The organism is Klebsiella sp. BDA134-6, from assembly GCF_015601345.1.
Lineage (GTDB): Bacteria > Pseudomonadota > Gammaproteobacteria > Enterobacterales > Enterobacteriaceae > Klebsiella > Klebsiella grimontii.
Genome location: NZ_CP064784.1, coordinates 2,920,703 through 2,933,542, shown reverse-complemented (window position 1 = coordinate 2,933,542; position 12,840 = coordinate 2,920,703). Strand labels below are relative to the sequence as shown.

Sequence of the window (12,840 nt, the reverse complement as noted above, 5' to 3'; positions counted from 1 at the left end):
TCAACGCCGGGTTTATCTGTGCGCTAAGGCCGTCTGAATAGCGCAATGCTGCGCCCGGCCAGAATAAAATCAATCGCTTCCGTAATAGTGACGCCGTCACTTTTCTCTTCAGCGGTCGACAGCTCAAGAACCCAGCCGCCTTCGCCGAACTGCGGTATCTGGAACGCAACATCGCCCTCAAAGGGATTGAAGAGTATCAGAACGTCGTGCCAGATCCCTTTCTCCTCTTCGAGGTCGGGTCGACTGATGGCAAGGCCTAACGTTGACCCTTCATCCCACTGCTCAGATTGCTGCAAGCCGCCGCCGGCGTTAAACCAGCGTATCTCGAGCCCATCGCGCCAGCTTTCACGCCGTAAAAGCGGTTGTTCCGCGCGTAGCGCAATCAGGCGCTGGGTGAAATGGCGTAATGCGTGGTCATCTTCGGACAGCGCTTCCCAGTTGATCCATGAAATCTCGCTGTCCTGACAGTAGCCATTATTATTTCCCTGCTGCGTACGGCCAAATTCGTCCCCGGCCAGTAGCATCGGGGTGCCGTGGGAGAACAATAGCGTGGTGAGGAAGTTACGCTTCTGGCGTTCGCGGACCGCGACGATAGCCTGATTTTCCGTCGGCCCTTCCTCGCCATAATTGCAGGAACGGTTATCATTGTGCCCGTCGTTATTATCCTCACCGTTGGCTTCATTATGCTTCTCGTTATACGAAACCAGATCGTTTAACGTGAAGCCGTCATGAGCGGTAATAAAATTGACGCTGGCCCACGGGCGGCGGCCGCGTAAATCGTACAGATCCCCCGATCCCAGCAAACGGGCGGCAAAATCGGTAGATACGTTATCTCCCTTCCAGTATTCCCGCACCGTATCGCGGTATTTGTCGTTCCACTCGCCCCAGCCTGGCGGAAAACCGCCAACCTGATAACCGCCGGGGCCGATATCCCAGGGCTCGCCGATCAGTTTAAGTTTTGCCAGCACGGGATCCTGGGTTATGGCGTCAAAAAAACCGCCTCGCGGATCGAACCCTTCCGGTTCACGGCCGAGAATAGTTCCAAGATCAAAACGAAAGCCGTCAACGTGCATGGACTGAGCCCAATAGCGTAGCGAATCCATCACCATCTGCAGTACCCGGGGATGGGACGTATTCACCGTATTTCCCGTCCCGGTATCATTGATGTAATAACGATGCCGATCCGGCATCGTCCGGTAGTAGGAGAAATTATCGATGCCCTTAAATGAGAGCGTCGGGCCCAGCTCATTTCCCTCCGCGGTATGGTTGTAAACCACGTCAAGGATCACCTCAATACCGGCATCATGAAAAGCGCGCACCATATTGCGGAATCCGGCAATACCTGCGGGCCCATAGTAACGGGACGCGGGGGCAAAGAAGCCCAGCGTATTGTAACCCCAGAAGTTTTTTAGTCCCCTGTCAAGCAGATGCTGGTCATCGGGAAACCAGTGAACGGGCAGCAGCTCAACGGAAGTGATGCCGAGGCTCTTGATATACTCGACGGAGGCCTGATGCCCAAGCCCCTCGAATGTGCCGCGCAGCTCGGGGGGGAGCGCCGGATTAAGCTGGGTAAACCCTTTCACATGCGTTTCGTAAATCACCGTATTCGGCCAGCGAATGTCGGGGCGATTTTCCCCCTGCCAGTCGAACGCATCCGGGTCGACTACCTTACATTTTGGCGTAAAAGGCGCGCTATCGCGGGTATCAAAGCTGAGGTCTTTCTCCTCATGGCCCAGCTCGTAACCGAAATGCGCCTCGTTCCACGCGATATCGCCTGCCAGCTCCCGCGCGTAGGGATCGATAAGCAGTTTATTTGGGTTAAAGCGATGCCCGTTTTCCGGATCGTACGGGCCGTAAACCCGATAACCATATAACGCCCCAGGCTGAAGATCGGGCACGTAGCCGTGCCAGATTTCGTGCGTATATTCCGGCAGTTCCAGCCGGGCTATTTCCGTTTTCCCTGAAGGATCAAACAGGCACAGCTCAACCCGTTCAGCGTGCGCGGAGAAGAGCGCGAAGTTAACGCCTTTTCCGTCAAAATTAGCCCCCAGCTGCTGACTGTCACCGGGCCGTATTTCAAAAGCTTTTTCCTTGCGCATCGTTATTCTCCCCGTTGCTCATCGCTAATAAGCGTCAACAACCACCCGGAAGTTGACGCCAGATCTAGGGACGTTTCCACCAGGCGGCTCTCGCCGCTTAACACATCGCGAAAACATTTCCCGGCCAGATCGTCTGGTATTGTTACCGCAGTATTGCCCCATAACCTTGCGGAAGATTCCGCCAATCCGTGCGCCGCAACGTCAAACGCCAGGCGAGGAACCACCACGATCAGGGCCTCCTCTCCGCTGATGCGCGCGTAGGCAATAAGATTATCCTCCCTCTCCCCGGAGACTTTTAATGGTACCCAGTCACCATAATGGAAGAGCGCTGAATGCCGCTGTCTCAATCGGAGAAAAGAAACGGTAACGTACTGTTTCAGGCGCCCGTCTCGCCAGGCGGATTCGCGGGTGAACAGATCCGCATTCCGGGTATGAAGGTTTTGCGCAAGGACGGCGAAATCGGGTTCACGTCGGTTATCCGGATCGACAAGGCTGAAGTTCAGCGCCTCGCTCCCCTGATAAATGTCCGGCACGCCGGGCGCGGTCAGTTTTATCACCGTCTGGCTGAGGCTGTTTACCAGTCCGGCACGGATAAAAGGCTGTAAGGCGGTGTGAAAATCGTTGAGAAAACGCGAATTATCCGCAGAAAATAGCTGCTGCGCATAATTAAGCACCACGCTTTCATAGCTTTCATTGCTGTCGATCCAGTCGGTTCTCTGCTTGGCCTCGCGCAGCGCTTTTTCCATAAAAGCGAGAAAACGCGCTTCGAGCGATTTCAGCCCTTCGGCATCGTCCGGCAACAGCGTTGCAGGCCATGCGCCCGCCAGCGCCTGATAGATCATCCACGTATCCGCCGCGTTCGGCGCCGTGCCGTCGTTCAAAAAACGCACCTGGGTTTGATTCATCTGACGCCAGCGCGCAAGGTTTTCCCCCCACAGCTGCGGGGCTTCCGTTAAGGTGTAAAGCCGGGCGCGCGCATCTTCCCCGCGTTTCGTATCGTGCGTCGACGTCCCCAGCAGCGCATCGGGCTGGCGGGCAAGACGGATGCGCATCTCCTGATGAAAGCGAGACAAAGAGAAGGCGCGAGGCGTAGGATCGGCCCCAACTTCATTCAGCGCCAGGTCGAGGTTATGGCGAAAGAACAGCGTATCCTCGACCGATTTCGCCATTAACGGCCCGGTGAGCTGCTGAAAACGGGTCCTGAAGAGTGAAGCGATGTCGAGGCAGCTCTCCTGCAGATTGCCGGTCAGGATAGCGATAATAACGTTAAGCGCGTTGGCATCGGGGCGGTTTTCTTCGGCGTTCACCTGGTCAACCACCCGGTTTAACAGCGTAATATCGCCTGCGGTCAGCCCTTCGGCGGTGCCGTAGGTACGATAGACCGGGAAGGCCAGCAGCAGTTCGCGCAGGGCGTGGCGCAGCGCGTCGCTCTCGACCGCCATGCCGTTACGCTGCGCCAGTTCGCGAGCCAGGTTCAATAAGGTGGTAAATTCCCCCTCAAAATTGCGATCCGCCATCAGGCCTTTCGCCTCGCGCAGCGCTTTGCGGCGATCCACCGTTCCGCCGAGCGCGTCGTCATGCACCTGCTGCAGCTGGTCGAGGTTATTGTCATCCACCAGTACTTCCGCCAGCGAAGCGATAAACTCATACCCTGTGGTGCCGGACACCGGCCAGTCGGCGGGCAGCTGTTCGCCCTTCGCGAGGATTTTTTCCACCGTAATGTAGCACTCTGGCCCGGTTGCCTGGCGCAGTCGCTGCAGATACCCCAGCGGGTCGGCAAGGCCATCGATATGGTCAATACGCAGACCATCGACGATGCCGGAATGCACCAGTTCAAGGATAAGTCGATGGGTGTCGTCAAATACCGCAGGGTCTTCAACCCTGACGCCAATCAGGCCGGTAATTTCAAAAAAACGCCGCCAGGAGAGCTGCCTGGGCGCTTCCCGCCAGGACATCAGCCGCCAGCTTTGCGCCTCATGCAGCGCCAGAATGGCATCGCGTTCAGGGGATGTTAGTAGTTGCTCACCTGTCGCCAGGGTTTGAGGATTCAGGGGCCAGGCCTGGTCATAGTAGATGAACGCCGGTTTCCCGGTTTCAGGGTCGCGTTTCAGTGCGAGCGCCCCGCTCTCCAGCTCCGCCTCAAAGGTATCTCCCAGAAACGGCAGCGTAACGGGACGCGTCCAGTCAATGTCGAAATAATTCGCCCAGTGGCTGTTCTTGCCCTGCTCGATAACGTCCCGCCACCAGCGATTCTCCAGCGAGGTCGCCATATGGTTAGGCACAATATCCAGGATTAGACCAATTTGCGCATTTCGCAGCGCCTTTACCATCCGGTCAAACCCTTCGCGGCCCCCTATGGCCGGGTCGATCTCGTTAGGATCGGTAATATCATAGCCATGGGTGGAGCCGGTGGTAGCCGTAAATATCGGCGAGGCGTAAAGATGGCTGATACCGAGCCTCTGAAGATAGGGGGCCAGCGCCGCCGCGCGATCGAAAGTCATGCCGTTACGGAACTGAATACGATAAGTCGCAGAAGGGATCATACTGAGGCTTCTCCATGTGCAAAACGGACAACAATACTGTTTGGCATTAATGCCTCCTGCTGTTCCGGCCAGCTAAAAATGACCTCGCCGGGTATTGCCGGCAGCGCAAGCGGCTCCTCGCCGATATTCAGCGCCACAGAGAGCGTCCCGCCGGCAAATTGCCAGCTAACGGCCAGCGCCTGTGGTTCCGTGTGCAGGATCTTGCCCTCGACGGCGCCCCCTGCCGCCAACAGCGGGACGATATAGCGATGGCGCAGCAAGATGAGGTTGCGCGTGAAGCGCAGCCAGGATTTCCCCTCCTCGCTTGCCGCCTTCTGCCAGTCGAGCTTAGAACGGATAAAGGTCCGGGGATCGTTCGGGTCCGGGACGGATTCGTCATGTCCCGCGTGTCCGGCAAACTCTTTCGCCCGCCCTTCCCGTACCGCCTTCGCGAGGGAACCCTGAAAATCGGTAAAGAACAAAAAGGGATTGGTCTCGCCGAACTCCTCGCCCATAAACAGCAAAGGAATATGCGGAGACAGAAGCAACGCGGCAAGCAAAACGCGCGTTTTCCCGGCGCCGGCAAGGGAGATCAACCTTTCCCCCTGCGCACGGTTCCCGGTCTGATCGTGATTCTGAATAAAGTCGACAAAAAACTGCGGCGGTTGCGCTGCGCAGGACACGCCGCGGGGCTTCCCGGTTTGCGCAGAAATCTCACCCTGGTAGACAAATCCCTCGGCCAGCGCCCTTGCGAGCTTACTGGCGGGCTGATGCGCAAAATCCTGATAATAGGCGTGCGTCTCGCCGGTGGCGAAAACGTGGGCGGCGTTATGAAAATCATCATTCCACTCGGCGGTAAATAGCGGCGTTTGGCCGTCCTCATCGCGCGGATGGAGGAAAATGACGTTCCGGCTGTCTTCGGTGGTGAGGTGGATATGGCGGTCGGGGATGGCTTTGCGGATATTTTCGGCGATCTCTATCAGCACATGCCTGGCGGAGCGATCTTCAATCTGATCGATGGCATCAAAGCGCAGCCCATCAAGATGGTACTCGGTAAGCCAGAATAGCGGCGCCTCGGTAATATACTGCCGCACGGCCTCGGTTTCATAAGCGATAGCGTTACCCCAGGGGGTCATCCGGTTCTGATGAAAAAAGCCCGGCGACAGCAAAGAGAGATAGTTGCCCTCCGGACCAAAATGGTTGAGAACGATATCGAGAACCACCGAAAGCCCTAACCCGTGAGCGGCGTCAATAAAGGCGTGAAAATCCTCCGGCGCGCCGTACGCGGCGTGCGGAGCGTAAAGTAATACGCCGTCATAACCCCAGCCGCGGGAACCGCCAAACTGGGCAACAGGCATAATCTCTATCTGGGTGATCCCCAACTCTGCCAGATAAGGCAGCTTATCGATGGCGGCCAGAAAGGTGCCTTCTGGCGTAAAGGTGCCCGGATGGAGTTCATAGATGACGGTTTCTTCCCATGGCCGCCCTTGCCAGCCATCGTTAACCGGCTGAAAAAGCCTGGGGTCGATAACCACCGAGGGACCGTTAACATCATCGCGCTGCGCGCGCGTGGCCGGATCGGGAATACGCCTGCCGTCGGCTAAAAGGAACATATATTCATCGCCATGCTTTACGCCGGGGACGTCAATCTGGAACCAGCCCTCACCCGCGGCTTCCATCGGTATATCCCGCGTCTTCAGGCTCAGCATCATTCTCTTTTGACCTTCAGCCCAGAGGCGAAAACGGACAGTGTCAGCGGCAATAAACTCCGCCCCCCAATGCTTGTGAAACGATATGGATTCCATTCAATGTCCTCAGGCGACTTATTCAGATAACGCGGCACGAAATATAAGATTAGACCAGGATGCGCCAAGTGCGCTGGTGGCGTTAAGTCTATTATTTATAAATACCTTGTCTGTAATGCATGTTGACTTAAAAGTCAGGTAAATAATTCCTGGTTTTAAGTCGTTAATTATTCCTGGTTTACGCTTCTTTTATCCCCCGGACGCAATAATTGACTAATCTTAAATTTCATTTATTAAGGAGGCCGGTATGACAACAGGAAATAATTCAACGCTACACTATCCACTTCCGCCGTTTGTCGAGCAGCCGCAGCAACCACCGGGGCTGGCATCTGAAATGAAGCCCCTTCCCGACCACGGCGAAACCAGCTACATCGGTTCCGGGAAGCTTGTGGGGAAAAAAGCGCTGGTTACCGGCGGTGATTCGGGTATTGGCCGGGCAGTGGCTATCGCCTTCGCGCGCGAAGGTGCGGATGTCGCGATCGGCTACCTGCCGGAGGAGGAGTCCGACGCGGCTGCCGTTATCGCGCTGATACAGGCCGAGGGCAGAAAAGCCGTCGCTATTCCCGGCGATATCCGGGTTGAATCATTTTGCGATACCCTGGTCGAAAAAGCGGTCGCGGAGCTTGGCGGGCTGGATATTCTGGTTAACAACGCCGGCAGGCAGCAGTATTGTGAATCTATCGAGGCGTTGAGTACCGCCGCCTTTGACGCGACCTTTAAAACCAACGTTTATGCGCCATTCTGGATAACAAAAGCCGCGCTCCGCCATCTGTCTGAGGGCGCGGCTATCATCAACACCTCTTCCGTCCAGGCGTTTAAACCCAGCGAGATCCTGCTGGATTACGCCCAGACCAAAGCCTGCAACGTTGCGTTTACGAAATCGCTGGCCAAGCAGCTGGGTCCGCGCGGTATCCGCGTTAATGCCGTGGCGCCGGGCCCCTACTGGACGCCTCTGCAGTCAAGCGGCGGCCAGCCGCAGGAGAAGGTTCAGCAGTTTGGCGGGGATACGCCGCTCGGCAGACCGGGACAGCCGGTTGAGATAGCGCCCCTTTACGTACTCCTGGCTTCCGACGCCTGCTCCTACGCTTCTGGTCAGGTCTGGTGCTCTGACGGCGGCACCGGGGTAGCATAAGAGAGATCGTCGCTGTGTCGTGCTCTATTCGCACGCCGCAGCGACAAACGCTAGCAGCGTACAAGGAACTGGATAAGGATGATCAGCAAATACAAACCGCATTTGCAAAACTCTCCAGCCCCATCTGAAATAACGCCACTGATAACGCTCTCTGGCATTCGCCTGCGCAATGGCGGGCTCCAGGCTCCTCTGTTTCTGCTTACTTTTCAGTATGCTCCAGCCCCACCAGACAATGACCATGATGACGATAACTTTATACAGGATGATGTTGTCCATGCCGCCGCCATTTCACGATTGGATAAAACTGCCTGCGAGTGTAGCGCACTTCCCGCCTCGTTACCTGCATTCCTTATTGACGTTTAAACATGTTTACTCTGGAGCACTCTTGCTCCGTCAGCACGATTGATGTAAGCGATATTATAGAATAATCTTATATATGTCAGATTGGTGAATTGCGACTTTTCTCTTTATTAAATATGTAGTATCAGGGTGCTGGTAATATTAGCAGTCTTATTATTCAAAAAGTTAAAATTTGCAAAACCAGACGTAACCGCTAAAATAAACATGAGCTAACTCACTAAGCAGGGAGATATTATGGGTTTTTGGCGAATTGTTTTGACGATTATTCTACCCCCACTCGGCGTGCTGTTGGGTAAAGGGTTCGGCTGGGCTTTCATTCTCAATATTATTTTAACTATCCTCGGCTATATTCCAGGGCTTATTCACGCTTTTTGGGTTCAAACCAAAAACACCTAATAAGAAATGTCTTATAGTTTGACTCCCGGCATTCCGGCGCTCGCCGGGCTATCCCCGGACATTAAACGGAATCAGAAAGTTCGCAGGAGCTATTTTATGCTTAAACAATTAACCGCTATCATTTTGCTGGCTGCAGCAACCAACGCCATGGCACAAGACGATATTACGCTGGACAGTCTGGTCAAAAAGGAACCGGCAGCCTTTAGTCAAATGGTAAAAGGTCACACTCTGCCCGCCTGGATAAGTACGGGCGGTACCGCCTCGCCAGCCAGAACAGTGAAGCTTGGCGCGGAGACTTACCAGGTACTCAGCGTCTGTAAACCGCATGATTGCGCGGCGGAACGCTTCGCAGTGCTATGGTCTGAAAAATCCAGACAGATGACCGGTCTTTTCTCTAGCGTTGATGAAAAAACCGCCCAGGAGAAACTGACCTGGCTTAACGTTAGCGACGATCTTTCCATCGATGGTAAAACGGTGCTCTTTGCCGCCCTGAGCGGCAGTCTGGAAAACCATCCCGACGCATTTAACTTTCAGCAGTAGCCGGTAGCTCAAAACTGACGCCTGTGGCCGAAACGGTAATCCGGTCATACCTATTCTGCCGCTCTGACCCCGGGTCTGGACGGCAGAATAACCTCCCTTTCCGGTTACAATGAGATGCCGGCGAACGACATAAACCCCAGCGACATTAGCCCGGCGGTAATAAATACGCTGCCTAACCCGCGCACCCCCTTCGGCATATTGGCGTATTTCAGCTTTTCGCGAATACCGGCCAGCGCCACGATCGCCAGCGCCCAGCCAATACCGCACCCGGTACCGTAAGTGACTGACTCGAAGAAGCTGTATTCACGCTGCACCATAAAAATGGTCGCGCCGAAAATGGCGCAGTGAATGGTTAATAACGGCAGAAACGGGCCTAAAGCATGGTTCAACGCATGAAAGTATTTATCGATGACCATCTCGAGGATCTGCACCAGCGCCGCGAGAACGCCGATAAAAGTGATAAAATCGAGGAAGCTCAGATCGACCCCTTCGATCAGGGCGTTCTCTTTCAGCAGATGATTGTAAATCAGGTTGTTAATCGGCGTCGCTATGGCCAGCAGCGCGGTTACCGTCACGCCGAGACGAAATGCGACATCGATTTTTTTGGAGATAGCGAGAAAAGTACACATACCGAGGAAAAAGTTAAGCGCCATATTCTCGACAAAAACCGCGCGGATAAAAATATTGAGATGAGATTCAAACAAGACAACCTCCATGTTGTTGAGTTGTTTCTCAATCATGCCAAACTTTCAGGTGCAAGAGGCAATAAAGACTCGGTTTTGCCGAGTCGATCACCTTTTAATTTCCTGAGTTTTGATAAGGCGGGACAGCCGCCTTTACTCGCCCTCTCTCCGCTGGAGAAACGTGCGCGGAAGCATCTTAATAAATTCATCAACCGGCACCGGTTTTGAAAAGTAGTAGCCCTGGTAGAGAGTAATGCCCATATTTTTAAGCATCTCAAGCTGCTCCTTATCCTCAACGCCCTCAGCAATAATCTGGCAATGAAATTTTTTCGCCAGATTGACCATATTCATCACCACCAGCGCTGAAGCGTTATTGGTCACAATGTTGAAGGTAAACACCTTATCGATTTTGATAATCTCCGGATTAAACTGCTGGATGTAGCTGTAGTTTGCGTGCCCGGTACCAAAATCATCCAGCGAAAACTGCACGCCAATACGCCTGAGTTGGTCCGTCACCGCTGACGTCTGCAGGGTATTTGCAATCGACTCCCGCTCGGTTATTTCCAGGACAAGGCGTACTTTTTCCGCTTTCATCTGCTGGGTAAACGTCTGGCACAGGGTCACAATTTCGTCGTCCTGAAAATTTACCGAGCTGGTGTTAAAGCAGATAAACAGCCCCGCGGGAATGACGGACTGCTGTCGCCGGAGCTGGCGACTCACCTCAGCAAAACAAATCGCCGTCACTTCTTTGATAAGGCCGGTCTGTTCGGCGACGGAGATAAATTTATCCGGCGCAATAAACCCCTGTTTTGGATGCTCCCAGCGCACCAGCACTTCACCGCCGACGATCTGACCGGTGTCGTTGCCGATAATCGGCTGAATATAGGGTTTGAGCTGTTTAAGTTCGATAGCCTGCCTGAGCTGATACTCGATCGTATTCCGGTAGCGGAGGTAGTTTCTGAACAAAAATGTCAGCAGCAAGGAGGCCAGAATAATCGCGATAAGGGTGTGTTGTTCATAACGGATAAATGCGCCGGGGCCTGACGCGTAGTGGCGGTCGGCAATAACCGAATAGTGAAACTGCTCTGATTCCATGCGTACGGGAACGAGAATACCCGGGGTTGTCGTCACTTCCCCTTTGTGGGTCATTACCCGGTCGCCAACCTGAAGATACAGATGAGCGTCGCCGTCGAGAACGTTTAAAATGTTGTATAAATAATAGCCATCCACGCCCACCAGAATCGTATTTCCCCGGCCGTCCTGTTCGCTGTAAACCATCAAAGGATGGAGCGGCGTGATTTCACTGCCGCTCAGCAGACGTAAAGCGCCATGCGTATATTGTCGGCGATCGAACTGAAATTTTCGTCCGCCATAAACCGAGGTGCAGTATATTTCATTATCCTTACCTAAATTCACCGTGCGCACATCGGGAATAGTGGCCACCAGCGTGCGTAGTTCCGTCAGGACATTCTCATTACAGCTTTTCCCATAGTACGGCTCAGCCATATTAGCGGCCTGCTCCGCATGAGAAACGGTTACATCAAGGCTGGCTATCGCCTGTTGGAGTCGCGCATGAATATCGTTATCTACTTTTTTTTGCATTTGCCAGTAACAAAGCCCTGTACCGAGGCTCAGCACCGCAATTAAAAATAAGAATATCCACAGATGATGGCGTGATAAGGAGTCGTTCATTGTGCTAATCCAGTTTGACTCGCCGCAGCGGGCTGACGGTCAATAGTTTGACCAAATTTTAATAAATCCTGTTTATACTCGCCCTGAACGGATCAAGTTTTAATGCATATCAATGATATATCATGGCAAACCGTTGCGTGACGCGAGAGGCGTTTTATTCGTCTGAAGCTTGCGTGCTTTCGCCGCTGCATCCGTGGCTAAACTATTGACTTAAGGTCAAATAATACGAAAATGACTCTTTTGTGCGCTGACCAGAAAAACTGGCTAATATCATGACGATCCGCTCTCGTAAGTTTCTCCTGGACAAGGTGAAAATATCCGCCGTAGCAATAGCTGCTGCGCTGCTGTTGGCCCACTGCGGCAGCAAACCGCCCGTTTCTCTCGTCACGCCCATGCCGCCCGCGACCAGACAACCGACGTTACCCAAAAGCCATGAGCCGGTACGCGGCGTGTGGCTGACAACCGTTTCGCGCCTCGACTGGCCGCCGCTGGAATCGGTGAATGGCGGCATTACGGCCGACCGACGTATCGCCCTCCAGCAGCAGGCGCTGATTGCCAAGCTGGACAATTTAAAGAGCCTCGGCATTAATACCGTCTTCTTCCAGGTGAAACCGGATGGCACAGCGCTCTGGCCATCGAAGATCCTGCCGTGGTCCGATATGCTGACCGGGAAAATCGGCGAGGATCCGGGCTACGATCCGCTCAAATTCATGCTGGACGAGGCCCATAAGCGCGGGATGCGCGTTCATGCCTGGTTTAACCCCTATCGCGTTTCGGTCAACACCCGGGCGAAAACCGTCACCGAGCTTAACGGCACGCTATCGAAGGTTCCCGCCAGCGTATACGTTCTGCACCCCGAGTGGATACGCACCTCCGGCGATCGCTTCGTGCTCGATCCGGGCATCCCGGAAGTGCGCGACTGGATAACCAGTATCGTGGCGGAAGTCGTGGAGCATTACCCGGTTGACGGCGTCCAGTTCGACGACTATTTCTACACCGAATCGCCGGGATCGGCGCTGAACGACAGCCGGACGTTCCAGCAGTACGGTCAGGGATTTGCCGCGAAGGCGGACTGGCGGCGGCATAATACCCAGCTGCTGATCGAGCAGGTTTCCCGCACCATCAAGCAGCTGAACCCCGAGGTTGAATTCGGCGTCAGCCCGGCAGGCGTCTGGCGCAACCGCTCCCACGATCCGGCCGGTTCCGACACCCGCGGCGCGGCGGCCTACGATGAGTCCTATGCCGATACCCGTCTCTGGGTGCAGCAGGGATGGCTGGACTACATCGCGCCGCAGATTTACTGGCCCTTCGCCCGCGATGCGGCCCGCTACGACGTGCTGGCAAAGTGGTGGGCTGACGTGGTGAAACCCACCCATACCCGCCTCTATATCGGCGTGGCGCTGTACAAGGTGGGCGAACCGTCGAAGAACGAACCCGACTGGATGATTAACGGCGGCGTGCCGGAATTGAAAAAGCAGCTTGATCTGAATGAATCCATGCCGCAAATTCAGGGCACGATTTTGTTCAGAGAGAATTACCTCAATCAGCCGCAAACCCAGCAGGCCGTTAACTACCTGAAAAGCCGTTGGGGAGGTTGATTCCCATACCTGC

The 12,840-nt window shown here is 54.5% G+C and carries 10 protein-coding genes; 4 read left to right on the top strand and 6 right to left on the bottom strand.

The features are described 5' to 3' along the window. Positions 1-23: 23 nt before the first annotated feature. Genes glgX through treZ form a run of 3 tightly spaced genes read right to left on the bottom strand, consistent with a single transcriptional unit; the run spans position 24 to position 6,426 of the window. On the bottom strand, positions 24-2,099 hold the full coding sequence (gene glgX / locus IYV58_RS13520) for a glycogen debranching protein GlgX (RefSeq protein ID WP_142468920.1): 2,076 nt from the start codon (positions 2,097-2,099) through the stop codon (positions 24-26). A 2-nt stretch (positions 2,100-2,101) separates the two neighbouring features. Continuing rightward, the gene (gene treY / locus IYV58_RS13515) at positions 2,102-4,642 is read right to left on the bottom strand and encodes a malto-oligosyltrehalose synthase (RefSeq protein ID WP_195729682.1); all 2,541 of its coding nucleotides are present in this window, start codon (positions 4,640-4,642) and stop codon (positions 2,102-2,104) included. Continuing rightward, positions 4,639-6,426 (bottom strand): malto-oligosyltrehalose trehalohydrolase, encoded by a 1,788-nt coding sequence (gene treZ, locus IYV58_RS13510; protein ID WP_142446538.1) that lies wholly within the window; start codon positions 6,424-6,426, stop codon positions 4,639-4,641. Before treZ ends, treY begins: the two co-directional genes overlap by 4 nt. A 247-nt stretch (positions 6,427-6,673) precedes the next feature. Between treZ and IYV58_RS13505 the strand changes: the two genes are divergently transcribed. Further along, the gene (locus IYV58_RS13505; protein WP_004120468.1) at positions 6,674-7,558 is read left to right on the top strand and encodes an SDR family oxidoreductase; all 885 of its coding nucleotides are present in this window, start codon (positions 6,674-6,676) and stop codon (positions 7,556-7,558) included. A 24-nt stretch (positions 7,559-7,582) separates the two neighbouring features. On the opposite strand, the gene IYV58_RS13500 is transcribed toward IYV58_RS13505, so the two are convergent. Next, the gene (locus tag IYV58_RS13500; protein WP_227676919.1) at positions 7,583-7,834 is read right to left on the bottom strand and encodes a hypothetical protein; all 252 of its coding nucleotides are present in this window, start codon (positions 7,832-7,834) and stop codon (positions 7,583-7,585) included. Between the two features lie 318 nt (positions 7,835-8,152). On the opposite strand from IYV58_RS13500, the gene IYV58_RS13495 reads away from it, so the two are divergent. Both IYV58_RS13495 and ivy read left to right on the top strand, forming a co-directional pair. Beyond that, positions 8,153-8,314, top strand: coding sequence for a YqaE/Pmp3 family membrane protein (locus IYV58_RS13495; RefSeq protein WP_004120471.1), 162 nt, complete (start codon positions 8,153-8,155; stop codon positions 8,312-8,314). A gap of 96 nt (positions 8,315-8,410) precedes the next feature. Next, positions 8,411-8,854, top strand: a complete 444-nt coding sequence (ivy, locus tag IYV58_RS13490) for an Ivy family C-type lysozyme inhibitor (RefSeq protein ID WP_004120472.1) — start codon at positions 8,411-8,413, stop codon at positions 8,852-8,854. 104 nt (positions 8,855-8,958) lie between these two features. Here ivy and nqrE read toward each other — a convergent pair whose 3' ends face one another. Together nqrE and IYV58_RS13480 are read right to left on the bottom strand one after the other, a co-directional pair. Further along, positions 8,959-9,570: an NADH:ubiquinone reductase (Na(+)-transporting) subunit E gene (gene nqrE / locus IYV58_RS13485; protein WP_227676931.1), complete on the bottom strand. Its 612-nt coding sequence runs from the start codon at positions 9,568-9,570 to the stop codon at positions 8,959-8,961. A 120-nt stretch (positions 9,571-9,690) separates the two neighbouring features. Next, positions 9,691-11,229, bottom strand: coding sequence for an EAL domain-containing protein (locus tag IYV58_RS13480; RefSeq protein WP_004120474.1), 1,539 nt, complete (start codon positions 11,227-11,229; stop codon positions 9,691-9,693). Between the two features lie 272 nt (positions 11,230-11,501). Between IYV58_RS13480 and IYV58_RS13475 the strand changes: the two genes are divergently transcribed. Further along, positions 11,502-12,827, top strand: a complete 1,326-nt coding sequence (locus IYV58_RS13475; protein ID WP_004120475.1) for a glycoside hydrolase family 10-like protein — start codon at positions 11,502-11,504, stop codon at positions 12,825-12,827. Positions 12,828-12,840 lie beyond the last annotated feature (13 nt).